Origin of the sequence: uncultured Kushneria sp. (assembly GCF_947497025.1) — a bacterium.
In the GTDB taxonomy this organism is placed as follows: Bacteria; Pseudomonadota; Gammaproteobacteria; order Pseudomonadales; family Halomonadaceae; genus Kushneria.
In genome coordinates, this window is sequence record NZ_CANMFC010000003.1 from 232896 (window position 1) to 253857 (window position 20962).

21 protein-coding genes are annotated in these 20962 nt (G+C 58.5%); 14 read left to right on the forward strand and 7 right to left on the reverse strand.

The window, feature by feature from the left end; translation table 11 throughout:
- Positions 1-60: 60 nt before the first annotated feature.
- From Q0931_RS06845 to Q0931_RS06885, 9 genes are all read left to right on the forward strand, one after another.
- Positions 61-1587 (forward strand): hypothetical protein, encoded by a 1527-nt coding sequence (locus Q0931_RS06845; RefSeq protein WP_299258602.1) that lies wholly within the window; start codon positions 61-63, stop codon positions 1585-1587.
- Positions 1588-1688: 101 nt separating this feature from the next.
- Positions 1689-2600, forward strand: a complete 912-nt coding sequence (gene truA / locus Q0931_RS06850) for a tRNA pseudouridine(38-40) synthase TruA (RefSeq protein WP_299258604.1) — start codon at positions 1689-1691, stop codon at positions 2598-2600.
- Positions 2601-2618: 18 nt separating this feature from the next.
- Positions 2619-3248, forward strand: a complete 630-nt coding sequence (locus Q0931_RS06855) for a phosphoribosylanthranilate isomerase (protein WP_299258606.1) — start codon at positions 2619-2621, stop codon at positions 3246-3248.
- Positions 3249-3405: 157 nt separating this feature from the next.
- A complete protein-coding gene (gene accD, locus Q0931_RS06860; RefSeq protein WP_299258608.1) occupies positions 3406-4338 on the forward strand; it encodes an acetyl-CoA carboxylase, carboxyltransferase subunit beta in 933 nt (310 codons plus the stop codon).
- A gap of 5 nt (positions 4339-4343) precedes the next feature.
- Positions 4344-5603: a bifunctional tetrahydrofolate synthase/dihydrofolate synthase gene (folC, locus tag Q0931_RS06865; RefSeq protein ID WP_299258609.1), complete on the forward strand. Its 1260-nt coding sequence runs from the start codon at positions 4344-4346 to the stop codon at positions 5601-5603.
- 15 nt (positions 5604-5618) lie between these two features.
- On the forward strand, positions 5619-6395 hold the full coding sequence (locus Q0931_RS06870) for an SPOR domain-containing protein (protein WP_299258611.1): 777 nt from the start codon (positions 5619-5621) through the stop codon (positions 6393-6395).
- Entirely contained in the window at positions 6392-6946 is a 555-nt protein-coding gene (locus tag Q0931_RS06875; protein WP_299258613.1) for a CvpA family protein, read from the forward strand. Before Q0931_RS06870 ends, Q0931_RS06875 begins: the two co-directional genes overlap by 4 nt.
- A 59-nt stretch (positions 6947-7005) precedes the next feature.
- Complete coding sequence (gene purF, locus Q0931_RS06880) at positions 7006-8523, forward strand: amidophosphoribosyltransferase (protein ID WP_299258615.1); 1518 nt, start codon at positions 7006-7008, stop codon at positions 8521-8523.
- 158 nt (positions 8524-8681) lie between these two features.
- Complete coding sequence (locus tag Q0931_RS06885) at positions 8682-9875, forward strand: O-succinylhomoserine sulfhydrylase (protein ID WP_299258617.1); 1194 nt, start codon at positions 8682-8684, stop codon at positions 9873-9875.
- Between the two features lie 53 nt (positions 9876-9928).
- Here the strand turns inward: Q0931_RS06885 and Q0931_RS06890 are convergent, their stop codons facing one another.
- Positions 9929-10885, reverse strand: a complete 957-nt coding sequence (locus Q0931_RS06890) for a LysR family transcriptional regulator (RefSeq protein ID WP_299258619.1) — start codon at positions 10883-10885, stop codon at positions 9929-9931.
- A gap of 158 nt (positions 10886-11043) precedes the next feature.
- On the opposite strand from Q0931_RS06890, the gene Q0931_RS06895 reads away from it, so the two are divergent.
- The 3 genes from Q0931_RS06895 to Q0931_RS06905 all read left to right on the forward strand — a co-directional run bounded on the left by Q0931_RS06895 (position 11044) and on the right by Q0931_RS06905 (position 13585).
- On the forward strand, positions 11044-11514 hold the full coding sequence (locus Q0931_RS06895; protein ID WP_299258621.1) for a hypothetical protein: 471 nt from the start codon (positions 11044-11046) through the stop codon (positions 11512-11514).
- A 157-nt stretch (positions 11515-11671) separates the two neighbouring features.
- Positions 11672-13018 carry an MATE family efflux transporter gene (locus Q0931_RS06900; RefSeq protein ID WP_299259161.1) on the forward strand — a complete coding sequence of 449 codons (1347 nt, stop codon included), beginning with the start codon at positions 11672-11674 and terminating at the stop codon, positions 13016-13018.
- A gap of 63 nt (positions 13019-13081) precedes the next feature.
- The gene (locus Q0931_RS06905; RefSeq protein WP_299258623.1) at positions 13082-13585 is read left to right on the forward strand and encodes a hypothetical protein; all 504 of its coding nucleotides are present in this window, start codon (positions 13082-13084) and stop codon (positions 13583-13585) included.
- A gap of 59 nt (positions 13586-13644) precedes the next feature.
- Here Q0931_RS06905 and Q0931_RS06910 read toward each other — a convergent pair whose 3' ends face one another.
- A complete protein-coding gene (locus Q0931_RS06910; protein ID WP_299259163.1) occupies positions 13645-14835 on the reverse strand; it encodes an amino acid aminotransferase in 1191 nt (396 codons plus the stop codon).
- Between the two features lie 129 nt (positions 14836-14964).
- Complete coding sequence (gene cfa / locus Q0931_RS06915; RefSeq protein WP_299258625.1) at positions 14965-16110, reverse strand: cyclopropane fatty acyl phospholipid synthase; 1146 nt, start codon at positions 16108-16110, stop codon at positions 14965-14967.
- 201 nt (positions 16111-16311) lie between these two features.
- Between cfa and Q0931_RS06920 the strand changes: the two genes are divergently transcribed.
- Complete coding sequence (locus Q0931_RS06920; protein ID WP_299258627.1) at positions 16312-16650, forward strand: MTH1187 family thiamine-binding protein; 339 nt, start codon at positions 16312-16314, stop codon at positions 16648-16650.
- Here the strand turns inward: Q0931_RS06920 and Q0931_RS06925 are convergent.
- The 3 genes from Q0931_RS06925 to Q0931_RS06935 all read right to left on the reverse strand — a co-directional run bounded on the left by Q0931_RS06925 (position 16625) and on the right by Q0931_RS06935 (position 18914).
- Entirely contained in the window at positions 16625-16981 is a 357-nt protein-coding gene (locus Q0931_RS06925; RefSeq protein WP_299258629.1) for a hypothetical protein, read from the reverse strand. The genes Q0931_RS06920 and Q0931_RS06925 overlap by 26 nt on opposite strands.
- Positions 16982-16983: 2 nt before the next feature.
- Positions 16984-17898, reverse strand: a complete 915-nt coding sequence (locus Q0931_RS06930) for a LysR family transcriptional regulator ArgP (RefSeq protein WP_299258631.1) — start codon at positions 17896-17898, stop codon at positions 16984-16986.
- 248 nt (positions 17899-18146) lie between these two features.
- A complete protein-coding gene (locus Q0931_RS06935) occupies positions 18147-18914 on the reverse strand; it encodes an SIMPL domain-containing protein (protein ID WP_299258633.1) in 768 nt (255 codons plus the stop codon).
- A gap of 290 nt (positions 18915-19204) precedes the next feature.
- On the opposite strand from Q0931_RS06935, the gene Q0931_RS06940 reads away from it, so the two are divergent.
- Positions 19205-20305: an ABC transporter substrate-binding protein gene (locus Q0931_RS06940; RefSeq protein WP_299258635.1), complete on the forward strand. Its 1101-nt coding sequence runs from the start codon at positions 19205-19207 to the stop codon at positions 20303-20305.
- 27 nt (positions 20306-20332) lie between these two features.
- Here the strand turns inward: Q0931_RS06940 and cobO are convergent, their stop codons facing one another.
- A complete protein-coding gene (gene cobO / locus Q0931_RS06945; protein ID WP_299258637.1) occupies positions 20333-20941 on the reverse strand; it encodes a cob(I)yrinic acid a,c-diamide adenosyltransferase in 609 nt (202 codons plus the stop codon).
- Between the last annotated feature and the right edge of the window lie 21 nt (positions 20942-20962).

The window sequence follows — 20962 nt, forward strand, 5'->3', positions numbered from 1 at the left end:
GTGATGGCCGACCGGCCCTGTCGTTTGCGTTTACGAAGTTGCCTATTGGGCGCGCTGCTGATGTCGGGTTCAATGATGGCCCATGCCGTGGGCATCGCCGCGCCGCAGGTCATGTCCGGGTTCAACGAACCGTTGAAGGCGCGCGTGGCGCTGCTGGATACCGGCGCGCTGCGCGCCGATGACCTTCGGGTCGCGCTGGCCGACAGTGCACGCTGGCAGGCCATGAAGATTGCGAGAAGTGCCGATACCGATACCCTGCGATTGGCAGTCAACGGCACGCCCGGCCATCTCTATCTGGATATTCAGGGCAGCCGGGCGTTGGAGACGCCCTGGCTGGATGTGGTGCTCACTCTGAGCTGGCCGGAGGGTGAGCTGACACCTCAGCTAACGCTTTTGCCATCGGCCGATGCCGTTACCGGTGAAAAAACGACTGTGTCTGCCGTTACACCTGCCCTCGAGCCGACAGCGCGCAGCAATGCGCCTGTGCCCAGTGACGTGCCCAGTGACACAAGCCGTGGCCAGAGCGTTGATCGCCAGACACGCGTGCCAGAGACGTCTGCACAGGACAGCCGGCGCATGGCAGTGCTTGAAGAAAGGCTTGATCGACTGGAGCAGCAGTTGCGCGCCAGCTTGGAGACCCAGGCGGCGCTGACGACGGATCTCGAGTCCGTCAGGGCGCAGTCACTGGTCAACCAGGCGCCGAATGATGATGCTGAAATGCAGGCGCTGGCACAGCGTCAGCAGGTTCTGGAAAGCCGGCTGGATCAGCTGGGTCAGCAGAGGCTTTCGGCCGGCGTTGAGGCTTCTTCTGGCGTTTCCCGGTCTGATGCTCCGCTGCAGCAAACCTCGTCACAATCGCTGGCACCCGCACTTGATCATGGCGCCGGTCGCAATGGTGATTTTATCTGGACCTGGGCACTGGCCGCGCTTTTATTGATGCTGGCGGGCACATGGGCAGGGATACGCCGCTGGCGGCAGCGACGCTATCGTCTGGTCAGCGCCGCAGAGCTTTCGCCGCTGATGGGGTCGGCCTCTTCCATCAGGGGCGTGTCCTCTGCCGACGAAGAAGGTAGCAACGCTCATGAGACGGGCATTATCGGCACCGAGCAAAATGAAGCATGGACGGCCCATCGCGCTCAGGTCGAGGCGATCTGCGTTGAAGCTGAGGTGTTTCATCGCCATGGCCGGCGCGAACATGCCATCACCATGTTGAAAGAAGGACTTGCGCATTATCCGGGCGATGTTCAGCTGATACAGGCGCTGGCCGCACTGGAATCCGCCTCTGACAACGATGAGGCGCATGATGGCCATGACGATCAACTCCGGTCGACGGCTCCGATTTCCGTACTCGAGGATTCGCCAGCACTGGCTCCAGTCTGGTCACTACAGTCTTTCCCGTCACAGGAAGAAGCCGTCGATACCGTTCAGTGGGCAGCCCCCGATAGCATGACTGGCCAGCGTATGGATTTTTCCACGGCATCGACTGCCGGATTTCCTCGTGACTGGGCACTTGAAGAGGTGGCGTTTGAGGGCGCTGATACGGATAATGAGTACCCCGATGCAGATCGACTTTCTCGTCGTGCCTGAAAGGGCATGAGGCAAGGTTGGTCTGGCAGTCTCTTACATGAGGACGGCCGGCGGGAGAGCGCATGCTTTTCTTGCCGGGTTTCCCTGCATTACCGAGTCACATGTCTCTTTTTACACGACTGGATGAAAACGAGCGCGTCAGCGGCCGTATTGCGCTGGGCCTGGAGTATCGTGGTACGGCTTATCAGGGCTGGCAGCGTCTGAACCATGGCCCTTCTCTTCAGGCTTCTCTCGAGGCGGCGCTTTCCCGCATTGCACAGTCTCCCATCGAAGTCATGTGCAGCGGACGTACCGATAGCGGTGTGCATGCCACCCGGCAGATCGTGCATTTTGATACCACCAGCGCCCGCACGCTGAAGGCCTGGGTCATGGGGACCAACGTCAACCTGCCGCGCGATATGTCGGTGCGCTGGGCGCGTCTCATGCCGCACGACTTTCACGCCCGATTTTCAAGCCTGGCCCGCCGCTATCGCTATGTGATTCTCAACCAGCCCGTGCCGCCGGCGCTCGATGCCGAGCACATGACCTGGCACCGGACACCACTGGATGAAACGCGCATGCACGAGGCGGCGCAGACGCTGGTCGGCGAGCACGATTTTTCCGGCTACCGCGCGGCCGGCTGTCAATCCAGTACGCCCTGGCGCCATGTCCACTTTGTCGAGGTGACGCGAGTGGGCCCCCTGGTTATTATCGATATTCAGGCCAACGCCTTTTTACATCACATGGTGCGCAATATCGCCGGCGTTTTGCTCACCGTTGGCGATGGACGGCGTGAGGTTTCTCGCACGCGTGACATTCTGGAAAGCAGGGATCGTACGCTTTCCGAGGCGACTGCGCCGGCGCAGGGGCTGCACTTCGTCGATGTGTACTATGATCCACGATTCGAACTGCCGGCCGAGCCGCTGGGGCCGGCCGAGCTTTATTTCAGCGGTGAATGGACCGGTCAGCGTACGCTGCCCGCCTCGAACTATCAGCGTCCGGTCTATCGCGGTGAACCGGCAGAACATCTGTAATCACCAGGACATCTGTAGATGCGAACCCGAATCAAGATCTGTGGACTGACGCGTGAAGCGGATATCGATGCTGCCGTACAGGCCGGCGCCGATGCACTGGGCTTTGTCATGTGGCCCGGCAGCAAGCGGGCACTGACGCCCGAGCGCCTTGAACAACTCAGTGCTCGGGTGCCACCTTTTGTGACCCGGGTGGGGCTGTTTGTCGATCAGGAGCCGGATCTGGTTGCGAACTGTGCCCCCTGGCTTGACATGCTTCAGTTTCATGGTGAAGAACCTCCCGAGGCCTGCGAGCTTTATGGCATGAGCTGGCTCAAGGCTCTGCGCATGCGCGATGATATTGATCTTCATGAGCAGGCCGAGCGCTATCATCGCTCGCGCGGCCTGCTGCTGGATGCCTACCGTCCCGGCGTGCCGGGAGGAACCGGCGACACCTTTGACTGGTCGCGTGTCCCTGGTGATCTGGCGCTGCCGATCATACTGGCCGGTGGCCTGACACCGGATAACATCGCCCGGGCCGTCCATCAGGTCGCACCTCACGGGGTGGACGTCTCGGGTGGGGTGGAGGCCGCTGCGGGTCTGAAGGACCATGACCTGATCAAGAACTTTATTGATCGGGTATGGGAAGCGGATGCCGCTCCGGCGCGCTGACACTGACAGACGGTAGAAAAAGGTTGTGAGGGTGTACATGCACGCCGGGCTGGCCCTCACTGCCGTCGATGATTGATAATGGGGCCATGCGTCATGTGTTGTTTTCGGCGCGCCCATTTAAAAGACTGACCATCAACGATATGGAAGCCCTTTCTCGATGAGCTGGCTCGACAAGATTGTTCCTTCAATGGGGCGTACTGCCCGTACCGATCGTCGCAACAACATTCCCGACGGCCTGTGGCGTAAATGTCCCAATTGCGAGGCTGTCCTTTATCGACCCGAGCTTGAACGGCATCACAATGTCTGTCCCAAGTGTGATCACCACCTGCGTTTGAACGCACGTCGCCGTCTGTCCTGGTTTCTCGACAGCGAGGGCCGCGAAGAGATCGCCGCTCAGCTCGAGCCGGTAGACCGACTCAAGTTTCGTGACTCCAAGAAGTACAAGGACCGACTGGCCGGTGCGCAGAAGGCGACCGAGGAAAAGGATGCACTGGTCGTCATGAAAGGGACCCTGGACGGCCTGCCGGTCGTGGCCGTGGCGTTCGAGTTCGAATTCATGGGCGGCTCCATGGGCAGCGTCGTGGGCGAGAAATTCGTGCGCGCCGCAACGATCGCTCGGGAAGAGAAGCGTCCGCTGGTCTGCTTTGCCGCCTCCGGTGGTGCGCGCATGCAGGAAGCGCTGTTCTCGCTGATGCAGATGGCCAAGACCTCGGCGGCGCTGGAGCGTCTCAGTGGCGCTGGTGTCCCCTATATCTCCGTGCTCACGGATCCGGTCTTTGGCGGCGTATCGGCATCGCTGGCCATGCTCGGAGATCTGAACGTGGCCGAGCCCAATGCCCTGATCGGCTTTGCCGGACCGCGCGTTATCGAGCAGACCGTGCGTGAAAAGCTCCCCGAGGGCTTTCAGCGCAGCGAGTTCCTGCTGGAGCACGGCACGGTTGACATGATCATCCACCGCAGCGAAATGCGCACCCGGCTGGGTCGTATTCTGCGCACGCTGACCGATCGTCCCTCCGAGCCTGCCGTGACCATGCTGGAAGATGTGGAAGGGGATGATGGGACACCGTACAGCGCCGAGGCTGCGCGCTGATCATCATGTCTCGCACCTTGACACAGTGGCTGGCCCACCTGGAAAAGCTTCATCCGGTCGCCATTGATCTGGGGCTTGATCGCATTCGTATCGTGGCCGAACATCTGGGGCTGCTGTCCGGCCCCATCGCACGCCAGGTGGTGACTGTCGCCGGTACCAATGGCAAGGGCTCGACCGTGGCCATGCTGGAAGCCGTAGCGCGTGCTCATGGGCTGAGAACGGCCAGCTATACCTCGCCTCATCTGCTTCGTTATAACGAACGCCTCCACCTGGATGGTGATGAGGTCAGTGATGAATCGCTGATCGACGCTTTCGAGCGCATCGAGGCCGCACGTGGTGATACCGGTCTGACCTATTTTGAAATGGGCACGCTCGCAGCGCTGGTCATCATTCGTGACCGTGCCCCGGACATGGCCATTCTTGAAGTCGGGCTGGGCGGTCGGCTTGATGCCACCAACATCATCGATGCCGATGTCGGCATAGTGACCAGCGTAGCGCTGGATCATGCCGATTTTCTCGGCACGGATATCGAAAACATCGGCGCCGAAAAAGCCGGCATTCTGCGCGCCGGCCGACCGGCCATCCTGGGCAGTCGCCGGATGGTCTCAAGCGTGGCAGCACATGCCGCGGCTCTGCCGGTGTCCCGCTGTCTGGTGCTGGGACAGGACTTTGACTGGCAGCGCGAAGAGGACGGTCGCTGGCGATGGCAGCGGCCGGCCGGCGGGGCTGCACTGCCATCGCTTCCCGATCCGGGACTGCCATTGGACAACGCTGTCAGTGCGCTGACAGCGCTCGAAACCCTGAACCTGCCGCTTGAGGCTGAAAGGCTTGAACAGGCGTTTTCCGGTATTCGACTGGCCGGACGCATGCAGCGCATTGGGCGCTACTGTCTGGATGTGGCTCACAATCCGCATGCGGCCGGCTATGTGGCCAACCAGCTGGTGCAAAAAACCGTGACACGGCGCGTAGCACTACTGGGCATGCTGGGTGACAAGGATGCCGAGGGCGTCATCGATGCCCTCTGGCCGGTGGTCGATGACTGGCTGCCGGTCACCCTGTCGGGGGCTCGGGCGCGCCATGGCGAGACGCTGGCAGAAATTATCCAGTCCCGCGGCGGGCAGGTGATTGCCGTGGCTGATGGCTCGGTCGCGGGCATCGATTGGCTGGAACAACATTCACAACATGATGACGTACTGGTTTGCGGCTCCTTTTTTACCGTGGCAGAAGCTTTGGCTCGGCTCGAAAGGGGCGAGGGAACCGCGTAACAAGGAGAGAGTCGCATGAAATACGGCATGCGTGAGCGCATCAGCGGTATCGTCATTATCGTGGCACTGGCTCTGATCCTGCTGCCTATCCTGTTTGGTGGCTCAAGCGACGAGGACGAGAGCAGTAATGACTCGTCGGTGGTTATCGAGCAGCCCATCGAGATGTCACAACCTGATGTGGCCGCTCCACAGTCACCTCTGCCTGAAGATGATGGCAATGCTGATAACGCCAGTGACCAATTCGGGCAGGCCAGTCAAAACAATCAGCTTTTCCCGGACCGCGAGCGTGAGTCAGCATCGGCACAGACGCCGGCATCCAGCGAGCCGTCCTCTTCACGAACCGATTCGCGCGACAGCGCCACGACACGTGCGGGCAATGGCGCTACCTCTTCAGCCAACACTGGGTCAGCCAGTACCAGCAAGCCTGCAACCCCTGCCCGAGACAGCAATGTCGGCAACACTCAGCGTCAGACGCCGGCACGCAGTGATGATTCCTCGGGAGACCCGATCATGGCTGCCGCCAATCGCAACAGCCACAGTGCCTCGCAGGCTTCCGGCAGCGGTGGCTGGGCCGTGCAGGCCGGTAGCTTTGGGCAGCCCGGCAACGCCGACCGCCTGATCGAGCAGCTCAAGGCACAGGGTTTTTCGGCCTACAAGCAGCCGCGCGGTGAGCTCAATACGGTGTACGTCGGTCCTTTTGGCTCGACCGAAGAGAGTGAGCGCGCACGTGCCGAACTGCAGGAAAAGGCCAATATCAAGGGGCTGATCGTTCGCCGCGAAGGTGGTCAGTGAGCTGGACCTGGATTGACTGGGCGTTCGTTATCATTCTGGGGTTTTCAGTCCTGTCGGGATTTGCGCGCGGCTTCATTCGTGAAGGGCTGGGGCTGGCCGCGTGGATTGCTGCACTGCTGACGGCCCGGGCCTTTGCAGAACCTGCCGCTGGTCTTTTTGCCGACTATATCGACAGTCAACAGATTCGATTGGTGGTCGGCTTTGTACTGGTGGTATTTGTCGTGCTGCTACTGGCCAACCTGGTGATCAGGCTACTGCACGCCATGATTGAATGGGTGGGCATGGGGTTTTTCAATCGTCTCATGGGCGCTGCATTCGGGCTGCTGCGAGGTGGTTTTGTGCTGGTGATGATCGTGGCCGTGGTCGGGTTGACCCCGTTGAGCCAGACCGCCGACTGGCAGCAGTCGACATTTTTACCTTGGGTCGAGCAGGGGCGTGATCTGGCTCTTCGCCAGTATCAGCAGCTCGACAGGGATCAGTCCCTCATGGATGAAGCATCGCAGCGCGCTCGTGAACTGCAGGGGCATCTGCCACGGCAGATGCCGCAATGATCAAGCGATCAGTACGGCCGGCAATACGCCGGCAATCACCGACAGCGAGGATGTAACGCATGTGCGGTATCGTGGGCCTGATGGCCAACTCGATGGTAAACCAGGCAGTTTATGATGCGCTGACGGTGCAGCAGCACCGGGGCCAGGATGCTGCCGGCATGATGACCTGGGACAACGGGCGCTTTTTGCTGCGCAAAAGCAATGGCCTGGTGCGAGATGTTTTTCATACGCGTCACATGCAAAGACTCAAGGGCAATATCGGCATCGGTCATGTGCGCTATCCGACCGCCGGCTCTGCCAGCGAGTCGGAGTCCCAGCCCTTCTACGTCAATTCTCCCTATGGGATTGCGCTGGTTCACAACGGGAATCTGACCAATTCCGAGCAGCTCGTGGCCGAGCTGTTCAATGCCGATCTGCGCCATATTAACACCAGCTCCGATTCCGAGGTGCTGCTCAATGTGTTTGCTCATGAGCTTGGCAAGCAGGGGCATCAGCTGGAAGCAGAGGATATCTTTGATGCCATTCGCCGAGTGCATCGTCGCTGCAAGGGTGGCTATGCGGCGGTGTCGATCATCAACGGCAAGGGGCTGGTTGCCTTCCGTGACCCACACGGCATTCGCCCTGTGGTATTTGGTCGACGCGACACGCCCGAAGGGCCGGAATACATGATTGCGTCCGAATCGGTGGCACTCGATGTGGCAGGCTTTGAGCTGATCCGCGATCTGGCCCCGGGCGAGGCGCTTTATATCGATATGGAACGCCATCTGCATACACAGCAGTGCGTGGAAAACGCTCGGCTAACGCCCTGCATTTTCGAGTATGTCTATCTATCCCGGCCGGATTCGATCATCGATGGCGCCAACGTTTACGCCACGCGCATGCGCATGGGGCAAAAGCTCGCCGAGAAGATCAAGCGCGACTGGCCCGGGCACGATATCGATGTCGTGATCCCCATTCCCGATACCAGTCGTACGGCGGCCCTGGAGCTGGCCCTGCATCTGAACGTGCCGTATCGAGAAGGCTTCATGAAAAACCGTTATATCGGGCGCACCTTCATCATGCCGGGGCAGACCCAGCGTCAGAAGTCGGTTCGTCAAAAGCTCAATGCCATCGATATCGAGTTTTCCGGCAAGAATGTGCTGCTGGTAGATGATTCCATTGTGCGGGGTACCACCTGCAACGAGATCATTCAGATGGCCCGCGAGGCCGGAGCCAAAAACGTCTATTTTGCTTCCGCAGCACCCGCGGTACGCTATCCCAATGTCTACGGGATCGACATGCCGGTGGCCATGGAGCTGATTGCCTTCGATCGCACGACCGATGATGTGGCTGAGCTGATCGGGGCGGATCGGCTGGTCTATCAGGATCTCGACGATCTCAAGGAGGCGGTCAGGGAGGTCAACCCCACGCTAACTGAATTTGATTGCTCGGTCTTTGATGGTTGCTATGTGACCGGCGATATCGACCCGGATTACCTGGCCCGCCTTGAAATTGCCCGTAGCGATGCTGCCAAACAGCAGTCCAGCGGCGGTCATGCGCAGGTGGATCTTCACAACGATGTCGAGGAAGTTGACTGATCCTCGCGCCCGCGGCAGGGTAAGGACTCGCTGAAGGGTATTCATTGAATGACCGGGCCATGCGCCCGGTCATTTTGTTCATGACGATCAGGGTCAACGTTGGCCGTGTGTTTTCTGAATGACGTCACGGCCCTTGACCCGTTACAGGGAAAGCCACCATGTTCGAAAAAGACGCCCGGGGCGAGAGCCTGCATCCGGATACGCTGGCCATTCGTGCCGGTCATCAGCGCACTCATGAGCAGGAACACAGCGAGCCGATCTTTCCCACCTCAAGCTTTGTCTATGAAAGCGCCGCTGAAGCCGCGCGCAAGTTTTCCGGCGAGGAGCCGGGCAACGTTTACTCACGCTTTACCAACCCCAGCGTGCAGACATTTGAAGCTCGGCTTGCAGCGATGGAAGGGGCTCAGGCCTGTGTGGCCACATCATCAGGCATGGCTGCCATCATGTCGACCGTGCTCGGGCTTCTGGAATCCGGTGACGAGATTGTCGCCTCACGGGCGCTTTTTGGCTCCACGGTCAGCCTGTTTGCCAAATATTTTGGCAAGTTCGGGGTGGTGACCCATTTCGTGGAGCTTTCCGATCTGGAGAGCTGGAAGGCGGCCATAACGCCACGTACGAAATTGTTGTTTGCCGAGACGCCTTCCAACCCCTTGTCCGAGATTGCCGATATTCGTGCGCTGGCGGATATCGCGCATGACCACGGCGCCTGGCTTGCCATCGATAACTGCTTTTGCACGCCGGTGCTCTTGCGCCCGATCGAGCATGGGGCGGATCTGATCATTCACTCGGCAACCAAGTATCTCGACGGGCAGGGGCGTGCCATCGGCGGTGCCGTGGCCGGTCGCGCCGACCTGATCAAGGAAGTGCACGGGGTGGTGCGTACCTGTGGCCCGAGCATGAGCCCTTTCAATGCCTGGATTTTTACCAAGGGTCTGGAAACGCTGGGGCTACGCATGCGCGCACACTGTGACAATGCGCTGGCACTGGCGAAGTGGCTTGAGGCGCATCCCGGTGTGGAAAGAGTGCACTACAGTGGCCTGACGTCCCATCCACAGCATGCGCTGGCTGCGCGTCAGCAAAGCGGCTTCGGCGCCGTGCTGGGCGTGGAAGTGAAGGGCGGGCGTGAGGGCGCGTGGTCGGTGATTGACGCCACACAACTCTTGTCGATTACCGGCAATCTGGGCGATCTCAAAACCACCATCACCCATCCGGCCACCACGACCCACGGACGCCTCAGCGATGAGCAGCGGGCCACGGCTGGCATCACGGAAGGGTTGATCCGCATTGCGGTCGGGCTTGAGCATCTTGAGGATATCAAAAGGGATCTGTCACGCGGGCTGGACGCGCTTTAACCCAGCTTTTATCAGGGCTTCAGGAAATGCCTGAGGCCCTGATGGGTCCATGTTCAGGCCATCGGGTCATAGCCCTGCAAAATGCCGACTCGCGGCATGTTGCGCTCCCATATCGGGGGCTCTCCCACGACCTCCTGCAAACACTCGATAAAGCGCCGGGTCTTGAGGGATAGAAACTCACGATGGGGGTAGACCATATAAATATCCGGGCTTGGCGCCAGCCGCAGCTCGGGCAGGATCGGGAACAGTTTGCCGTCACGAAAGGCGTCTTCAAGCATAAAGGCCGACATCACCCCATAACACAGTCCCACCAGCATGGCCCTGACCATGACCTCGGGTTCATTGGTGCGAAAGTGTGAATTGAAAGCGCCGCGGACAATGGTGTCATGTTCATTATAGTAATGAAGATAGTCCAGCGTCAGATCGTCGCGCGAGTAGGTCACGGCCGGTAATCGCAACAGTTCTTCGACACTTTCAGGCAGGCCATGTCTTTGAATGAATTCGGGACTGGCGCAGATGACCCGATGATTGTGTGCCAGCGACCGGGCAATCAGCGATGAATCCTGCGGTTCACTGATGCGAATGACAAGATCGTAACCACCGGCGATGACATCGACATAGGCATTATCGAGCTGTAGCTCGACGTGCATGTCCTTAAAGCGCCTCATGAAAATGCCCATGGCCGGCCCCACGTAGCGTCGGCCAAAATCCGTTGGGGCATTAATGCGCAATACGCCCCGCGGTTCGCTCTGGTAAGCCTCTGCCACGTGACGCGCATCTTCAAGGGCGGTGCGCAGGCGCAGGGCACGATGATAGATCTCTCGACCGACGTCCGTTAGATGCACCACACGGGTCGAACGGTTGAAAAGGCGCACTTCCAGTTCCTTTTCCAGCTGCCGGATCTGGCGAGAAATGACAGAGCGGTCGACATGACGCAGATCAGCTGCGCGGGTGAAGCTTCCGGCCTCGACAACCTCGGCAAGGAGTAAAAGACGGCTGGACAGATCCATGAATGCTTGCCTCTCCCGGCTGGATGTTGCGCTTTTTGCAACATAAAGTTGTTATAGAGTGCATCGATTAGAAGTGCTTTCAGGTGGAGAATATACCTATCGGTACGGACGCTGACAAAAGCAGCTCCGAGATATACCACACTGAAAAGGGACATGACATGACACGCACATTTCTGATCGCTGCTCTTTCACTGACCACCCTGATGGCACAGCAAAGCATGGCTTCCACCACCGAAGGCCAGTTCATGAAGGCTAACAACGGCGCTGCGTTGAATACCACCAGCAACACACTGTCGCCTTCAGCCGTCGCTACTGCTGAAGGACTGACCGGCACCTATTATGCCGCTCAGGGTGCCCCGCATCGCTTTCAATTCAATGTCGAAAATGACGGTCAGGTCCAGCTGGCCAGCCGCCATCCGGCAGGGGCTCACAATACTGCCTATCGCCTGAATGCCATGGTGCTTGATCAGCAGGGGCAGGTAGTAGCCAGCAGCGCCAGCGATGCCCAGGGCAATTTCAACATCGATAGCAACCTGACGGCCGGGCAGTACACGCTGGTAGTGGATGGTAATACCACTCAGAGCCCTTCAAGCTCGGACAGCAGCTACGAGATTCTCACTTCAATGTAACCCGGGTGAGTCTGGCGGGCTTTAAACCGTCAGAAAACGTGATCCGAAAAAGCAGGCATCGCCTGCTTTTTTTTGTGCATAAGGTTAGACTGCGCGCCGCATTCCCTTTCATCCCATAAACTCTGGAGGTGCTGTGGCATCGCCTCAAACCCGAGAAATGGGTAAAACTCTCTGGCACCAGACACTGCCGATGGCCGTGGGCGTGATGGCGCTTCTGGGCTTCAATCTGATTGATAGTATCTTTATCGCGCGCCTGGGCACCCAGCCACTGGCGGCACAGTCGTTCACGTTTCCGGTGGCGACGGTCATCATTGGAGTACAGGTCGGCTTCGGCATTGCCATTGCGGCTTTGATCTCCCGCGCGCTGGGGGCCGATGAGGAGGCTCGCGCTCGCCGGCTGGGCAGTCTTGTACTGCTGGGCGGCAGTGCTGCCATGCTTGTGTTACTGCTGCTACTCTGGCTTTTGGAGCCGATCATTTTCCGCCTGCTGGGTGCCAATGAAGCAACAATGGTGCTGATTCATCAGTACTGGGGCCCCTGGCTGCTGGCCAGCTGGGTCGGTGCGCTGCTGTATCTGGGCTATAGCCTCTTTCGCGCTCATGGGGAAACGCGTCTTCCAGGTCGCATGATGGTGCTGACCAGCCTGATCAACCTGGTGCTGGACCCTGTACTGATCTTTGGCATGGGGCCCTTCGATGGCTGGGGGCTGGCGGGTGCGGCATGGGCAACATTGATTGCCTTTGTCATCGGTCTTCTGGTGCTGGCACAAAGCCTTGCCCGGCGCGACTGGCTCAGCGCTTCCGGCCTTCGTCAGGAAGCCGGTGTCTCGCTCACGCGCTTTATGAGCATTGCGTTACCGGCCATGGCCTCACAGCTGCTGCCGGCAGTATCGGCACTGGCCGCGACCGGTATTGTGGCAAGGCTCGGCGAGGCGGCTGTCGCGGCCTGGGGGCTTGCGGCGCGTCTGGAAACCTTCGTCATTCTGGTGGTTCTGGGGTTGACCATGTCTCTGCCCCCCTGGCTTGGCCGCAGTTTTGGGGCGGGGCGCTGGCAGGAAATTCGTGCGCTGATGAATCTGGCAGCTCGAGTGGTGCTTGTCTGGCAGCTGGTGCTTGGCATTGTGCTCAGTGCTGCCGCCATGCCGTTGGCAGGGCTGCTGGCGGGCAATGAAGAAGTGCGAGGTATGCTGGCCATGCTTTTGCATTTCATGCTGCCAAGCTACGCTTTTTTGGGTATCTGCATGCTGGTGGTTTCAGCGTGCAATGCGCTTGGCTGGCCACGTCGGGCCGTCACTGTCTCCTTTATGCGGCTTTTTGCATGCTATTTGCCCTGTCTGAGCCTGGGCGCCTGGCTGGGCGGCTTCATGGGGCTGGGTATTGGCGCTGCCATTGGCAATGTGCTGGCTGGCGTACTGGCCTGGTGGAGTTATCGCCGTATACTGGGAGACAAGGGGCGCAAGTCAGATGATGTCGTATCCGACCAGCAGCATGAACGTCTTTCGTGAAGAGGAGCAGCGTTGCGTTTATAGTATTAGTACTCTTTCATGATCGATAGGGCGGAAATGGTGATGCGCAGTAGGCCAACTGGATATCGTGACAGGCTGTCAGGGCTTGTCATCGTGGCAATGCTGGCCGGTTGCACGCAGCACTCGGCACAGGATAGCGATGTCACACAGGCAGGCATGTCATCCGATGATATTCCAGGGGCCGATGCGCTTTTTGATCAGGCCAATACTGATGGGCGCAGTGGTCTGAGCGCCCTGGATCTTGAGCGCCTCGGTCTGGGAAATTACTGGAATACGCTGGATGCAAACGGCGACGCTCAGGTCTCGCGTAAGGAGTTTCGCAAACGTTTCGATGATCCGGCCCTCCAGCGCCGGCTTTACAACAGAGGGCCGGGATCAGAAGAGGCCACCTCGGAACAGGCCGTTTCCTCCTCTTGGCATCTGCCGCCCGCATCGCCCGCTCAGGGGTGGCGGCGCTCCGATTCAGCGTCAGCCCCGGCGACCCTGAGTGCGCCGGTTGAGCCTGCCACATCGGCAGACAATACCGGGAATTCAGAATCTCCCTGAAACGTCCGGATAAAAAAAGCGAGCCTTCAGGCTCGCTTTTTTATGCTGACGCGGGGTCGTTATTTCACAACCGTGGCAATGGCACTGGCCACGTAGTCCAGCGACGCTTCGGAAAGCCCGGCAATGTTGGCACGACCGGAGCCCACCATGTAGATGCTGAACTCATCGCGCAGCCGCTTGACCTGTTTCTGAGTCAGCCCGGTATAGGAGAACATGCCGCGCTGGTCTGCAATAAAGGCGAAGCGTTCTTCAAGGCCGTGGGGACGAAAAGCCGCCACGAAATCGCTGCGCAGACCATTGATGCGTCCGCGCATGTCCGCAAGCTCCTGCTTCCACTGCTCGGTCAGTGTCTGCGAGCTCAGGATCTCGGCCACCACGGCGGCCCCGTGAGAGGGGGGCGTGGAGTAGTTTTCGCGAGCGGCAATGGCGACCTGGGTGCGCACATTTTGCATCTGCTCTTCATCGGCAGCCAGCACCATTAGCGAGCCGGTACGCTCGCGATAGAGACCGAAGTTTTTTGAGCAGGATGTTGTGATCAACATTTCATCGAGTGTTTCGACAAACAGGCGTACGCCAAAGGCATCCTGATCAAGTCCGTCGCCAAAACCCTGGTAGGCAAAATCGATCAGCGGCAGCAGTCCACGCGATTGGACCACGTCCAGAATCTTGCGCCATTGATCCTCGGACAGATCAAAGCCGGTCGGATTATGGCAGCAGGCGTGCAGCAGCACGATGTCGCCTTCCGGAACTTCCTTTAGAGCGGCCAGCATCGCCTCGAAATCCAGACGGTTATCGGCATTGACGTACGGGTAGTGTTTGACCTCGATGCCGGCAGCGTCAAAGATGGCCGGATGATTGGGCCAGGTCGGGTCACTTAGCCAGATGGCGCGATTCGGCAAATGGGCCTTCAAAAAGTCGGCGGCCAGACGCAGGGCACCGGTACCTCCTGGTGTCTGGGTCGTGCTGATGCGCCGGGCTTTCAATGCTGCAGAGTCTTCACCCACCACCATTCTGGTGACCGCCTCGGTATAGCGCGAATCGCCATGAGAGCCAATATAGCTTTTGGTGACCTCGCTTTGACAAAGCTGCTCTTCCGCCTTCTTGACAGTCGCAAGTACCGGCGTGCGGCCCTGGTCATCACGATAGACACCAACCCCAAGATCGACCTTCTGGGGGTTGGTGTCCTGTTGATAGGCTTCGATCAGGCCGAGGATAGCGTCCCCGGGAACTCGCTCGATACGCTCGAACATCTTCAATGACTACCTCGTCGGGTTGACGGTCCTGAATGGGCATATGGGTGGTACCCGGGAAATAATGCCATCGCGGGGCCGCCACGGCTACCGTAGATGCCTGGCGACCCGTGACCAGAGAGAAAGGGCTCAGCGAGGGGCGTCGTAACGTCCGGGGCGACTTTTGGAAAAGACGACCTGCCAGAGTTGAAGATCCCGCGCTCGAAAGGCGCCGGCACAGCTGGCCAGATAGTAACGGAACATGCGCTGGGTACGCTCATCATAGGGTAGAGAGGGCCATGCGGCTTCGATGTTCTCGAGCCAGGCCATCAGGGTCCGATCGTAATCTGCTCCGAAATTCTGCCAGTCCTCCATCACCATTTTGTTCTCGGTAGGGGTGATGATCTGGGCCACCGAGGGCAGTACACCATTGGGAAAAATGTACTTGTTGATGAAGGGGTCGGCGCCGATGGTCGAGTTATTGGAGCCGATGGTATGTAGTACGAAAAGGCCATCCGGTGTTAGCAGTCGCTCCACGGTGTCAAAGTAGGTCTGATAGTTTTTCTGCCCGACATGCTCGAACATGCCGATGGAGACGATGCGATCGAAGCTTCCCAGCAGGTCGCGATAGTCCTCGAGCAAAATCTCGACATCAAGCCCTTCACAGCGTTTTCTGGCAAGCTCGGCCTGCTCTCTGGAAATGGTGATGCCTGTCACGTGAACCCCGTAATGACGGGCGGCGTGCTCGGCAAAGCTGCCCCAGCCGCAGCCGATATCGAGCACCCTCATGTCGGGTTCGAGCTGTAGCTTGCGTGCGGCCAGATCAAGTTTGGCAACCTGCGCTTCATGCAGGGTCGTTGCTTCTTTCCAGTAGCCACATGAGTAGCACATGGTGCTGTCCAGCATGGCTTCGAACAGATCGTTGCCGAAATCATAATGCTGCTTGCCCACCATGAAGGCGCGTGTTTTGCTCTGCAGATTGGTCAGGCTGGTCTGAAGCCGGTAGAGCAGTTTTTCACGGCGGGTATGGGCGCGTTCACCCAGGTTGGCCAGCAAAACGCGCTCGATAAACTGATCAATGCGCTCGCATGACCACCAGTGATCCATATAGGACTCGCCTAGCCCCAGCGAGCCCTGACGCACGACTCGGCTATAGAAGTCAGGATGATGAATCTGTAGATCCCAGGGATTATTGCCATTGAGTATCACCCCTGTGGGTTCAAGCCATCTTTCGATCAAGCGGCGTGATCGACTATCAGTATGGGTCGTTGAGTTATCGAAAGTATTGCTGGTCATGCCATTCTCCCCTAGTAATGGTTTATTACCCCCACGATGTTTCTCTGTACCATGAGCGGGTGACACATCTGGTGATATCAAGGATGTTTGGAGATATTTTCTTGTCCGGACCTTAAAAATTTAAGCGACAATTGCTGATTTTGCAGCCGTATTTTTATAAACGATGTTTACGTTGCCAGCATCTTTCTGGAGGGAAGTGTCATGAAGGTTATGGTAGATCTATGTGTGGTGCCACTCGGGGTAGGTGTTTCGGTAGGGACTTACGTGTCGGCCTGCCAGGAGGTGATCGAGCAGGCGGGTCTTTCGCATCAGATGCATGCCTATGGCACCAACATCGAAGGGGAGTGGGAGGCTGTTTTCGAGGCGGTCAGGCGCTGTCACGAAGTCGTGCATGACCTGGGGGCGCCCAGGATTACGACCTCCATGCGCATCGGCACTCGAACGGATCGTGAGCAGAGCATGTCCGACAAGATCGAAAGTGTGCAGGCGATTCGACAACGCGGGAAAAGCGGGATCAGTGACAGCGCAGGGTCAGCGTAGTGCGCCAGATGTCGCCTTCCAATGTGGCCGCTTCAAGGGCATCCGTGGTGGAGCGTGCAATCGGGGCGTCATCCAGGGTGGCCATGGCCGGTGGCGTGGTCTGCATGTCCACCATGCTGGCCTGTCGGCCGCCGCGTGACAGACACAAATGTTGCCCGGTCTCCATGGCATTGGCCCGAGCAGTGGGCTCATCCGTGGCGCCGGCGGTAACGACCAGCGTATCTTTTTCCTGACTGTCCTGCAAAACAGTGCCGCAGGCTGTCAGCAGGCCGGACAGTAGTAGCATACTGGCGCAGGTGCCTGCAGATTTCAGTACGGGAGAAAAACGCATGGTCAGAGCACTCCCGAGGGGTTTTCAAAACCCTCAAGGTCGGTTAGCCAGCGCTGCGAATGCTGGGTCAAATGCTGGGTCAACAATTCCAGAATATTCCCACCCTGGCGCCAGTAATGCCAGTAGAGCGGCACGATAACGTCAGAACTGGTTTCAAGATCGACCAGTTCGCCTCTCTCGATGGCGGTCTGTGCCTGAATTTCGGGCACTAGGCCATAGCCGATGCCGGATCGAATCATCTGATAGAAACCTTCTGAAGAAGGGCACAGGTGATGCGGGAAAGGTACGGTCACGCCGTGGTTGGCAATGTAGCGTTGCTGTAGCCGATCGTCGGGGCCAAAGACCACGGCCGGTGCTTCTGCCAGCGCGATGCGATCCAGCCCGTTGGGGAAATAGCGTTTCATGAAATCAGGGGTAGCCAGTGGTCGGTAGCGCATGCCGCCCAGCGGACGCGCGCGGGCGCCCTGAATCGAGCGTGGCGTCATGCACAGGCAGGCAGCCACTTCACCGTCGCGCATGCGCTTGAGCGCTGTTTCCTGATCCTCGACAACCAGATCGAACATGACCCGGTGGTCACGAAAGAAATCTTCGACGGCTTCAGCCCACCAGGTGGCCAGACTATCCGCATTAAGGGCAATACGAAGCCGCTGTTCGCGATCACCCAGCGAAGGCACGTAATCGAGCAGATCATGCTCCAGCAGTCGAACCTGCTGAATATGATTAAGAAGCCGTTTCCCTAGACCGGTGGGGGCAATGCGGGGAGCGCGAATCAGGACCGGCTGACCCAGGCGAGCCTCCAACAGCTTGATTCTCTGCGATACGGCGGATTGGGTCAGGCCCAATACCTGTGCACCGCGTTCAAATCCAGCCTGGTCTACAACGGCGCCAAGCGCCTCAAGAAGTTTATAGTCGAGCATAACGCCTGCCAAGCCGCTTTATATAGTGTTTTCATCCAACAGCTCTATAGAGTAGAGCATGCAATATGTAGCTGCTCATGAGCACAGCCCAAAAACGCTATCCCATAGCCTCCTCATGGAGAGCAACGCGGGAAGCGGCAGGGATGTGCGTGAGCACATGACATATTGCCATGGGCATGTCAGTCGACAGAGACAGGCCTTTGGTCCGAGCAGGTCGGGGGCATCTAGGGCAACAAGTGACCGAGGTATCAGTTTGTTTTTGCCGATGACGCGTCAATCGACCAGTTGACCAGCACGCCGGCATCCACGCTGATAGTGCCCGGCGTATAAGTGGCGCTGTCGGCTTGCTCACTGCGTGCCGTGGCCATCATCATCGGGCGAAACACTGGTGAGCGGGTTTCCTGGATACGCTCGACATCGCCCAGTGTCACGGACAGGGCTCCGGCCATCAGCTCTGCCTTCTGGTGAGCCCGTGCCAGCGCCTGTTTCAGCGCCTTGTCCTCAACGCCTTCCCGGTCGCTGACGTCGTAACGAATGCCTTCCAGGCGATCAATTCCGTTGGCAAACAGCGCATCAATGATCCCGGGCAGCGCTGTCAGGTCATTGATGTCAATATCGAGATTGCGCTGGACAATCACCCGCTCACGCAAGGGGGCGGCCTGATCATCGCCCTGTAGCTGCTGTTCGTTGTATACGCTCAGGTTGCCGGCATGAAGATGGTCACTATCGATGCCCATCTTGCGAAGGGCATTGATGACCGCGGTGCTGCGTTTTTCCAGCTTCTCGCGCGCTTTGGCCGTATCATCACCGTTGCGCTCGCTGCCCATCTCGACCAGAGGTGTTGCTTCAACCAGTACCGCATTGAGCGTGGCGCGATCAGGCAATACATCGATGCTGGCACTAGCCTGTACTTCAATCTGTCTGGAAGAGGGGGTCTCTGCCGCCGTGACCGGAAGCGCGGGAAGACTCAGGGCAAGCAGGGCCAGGAGCGTCGGGAGGCGCAGTGAAATAGACATTGGGTTGAGACTCCATAAAAGGCGCCGTCATCGCGACTAAAGGGCGATGACGGTGTCAAAAGTGATCTGAAATGACCCTGGAGGACAATACTGCGTGGGATAGTAAAGAGGCTGTAGCGTGAAGTACAACGCTCTTTATACAGCATGCCTTAATGTAACCAGAAAAAGGCCCTGTCGAGCCGGCGTAATATTTGCCTCATCAAGGAAGCAGGATCATGATGAACACGGCGGACACCGCCCCATACCACGCTCCCTTTTTTGATCAGTCAGGACAAACCATCAGGATGCATTTGAGTAAACAATGGCTTGCCGGCCTCGCACTGGGTGTCTTTTCACTGTCGGCGCAGGCGGACATTACGGTACATGATATCGAAGGCAGGGAGGTCACCCTTGAGAAGCCGGCGGAGAATATTGTGCTGGCCGAAGGGCGTCAGCTGATCGCATTGTCGCTATTGGACAAGGATCCAGTGCACTGGCTGCTGGGCTGGGGCAGTGATATGAAACGCTCCCCCGAACTCTATGAGATCTATCACCAGCGTGCACCGGAGCTTGATGATTTGCCCATTGTGGGAGACGGCCCCGGCCCGGGCAGCATCTCGGTAGAAAAGATCATCTCGATGAATCCTGACGCTGTTGTGCTGAGCCGCTCGCAAATCCCGGTCTCTCAGGGGCAGGAGCTCATGCATCAATTGGATGCGGCAGGTATTCCGGTCGTGTTTATCGATTTCGCAACCGATCCGCTGGATGACACCGTGCCCAGCCTGCGGGCGCTGGGGACGCTGCTTGGTCGCGAGGATCAGGCAGAGCGCTATATCAGCTTCTATGAGAAAAAGCGTCAGGCCGTACTGGATCGAGTAGGGAAGGTATCGGAAGCCGACAGGCCCACGGTCATGATCGAAGCCCATGCCGGCATGAACGAGTGCTGTAACTCTCCCGGACAGGGCAGCTTTGATTATTTCGCCAAACGACTGAACGTGGACAATATTGGCGCTGACGTGCTCAAGGGCAAAAGCGGGCGGATCGACCCCGAATATGTCCTGACGCGTGACCCCGATGTCTATATTGCTACTGGGGGAGGCTATCTGCGCCGCGTCAACGGTCTGGTACTGGGGCCGGATGTGAGTGAAAGCGACGCCAGACAATCCCTGAAGCACATCCTTGAGCGCCCCCTGATCGGCCATTTAAGCGCTGTTGAAAACGGCCGGGTGCACGGTTTGTATCATCATCTCATCAACACGCCGCTCAATATTCTGGTGCTCGAAGAGATGGCCAAATGGAGCTATCCAGAGCGCTTTCAAAATATTGATGCCCATCAAACGCTTGAAGATATCAACGAGCATTACATCAGTGACCCGTTCACGGGCTTGCTCTGGGTTGATCTGAAAGGATAGAGCGGCCCGCTGCATGGGGGCATGGTGTTAGTAATCGAGGCCGCGTCGTGCCTTCAGCCCGTTGTTGAAGGCATGGCGGGTCTCCTGCATTTCGGTGATGGTGTCGGCCATGGCCATCAGCCCGCGATGGGCATTGCGACCGGTAATGATGACACTCTGCTCGGTCGGGCGGTCATGCAGGGCAGTCTTCACCGACTCGATATCGAGATAGCCGAATTTCAGCATATAGGTGATCTCGTCGAGCACGACCAGATAGATCGTCGGGTCGTTCAGCATTTGACAGGCGTGCTGCCAGACTGCTTCACAGGCCTGGCGATCGGTCTCGCGGTTTTGGGTCTCCCACGTGAAACCGGTGCCCATGGTGGCGACCTGCAGGTTCGGATCTTCCTGCAGGCGTTCACGCTCGCCGCACTCCCATTCACCCTTGATAAACTGAATGACTCCCACGCCATAGCCATAGCCCAGTGCCCGGGTCACCGTGCCCCAGGCCGCGGTGGTCTTGCCCTTGCCGTTACCGGTGAAGATCAGCAGCTGCCCGCGTTCCTCGCTGGCACTGGCGACCCGCTCATCCACGTGGTTTTTCAGTTTTTCCATGGCGCGCTGATGGCGCGCCTGGCGTTGGTCGTCGTTGCTCATGTCATAGCGTCCTGTCGTGAA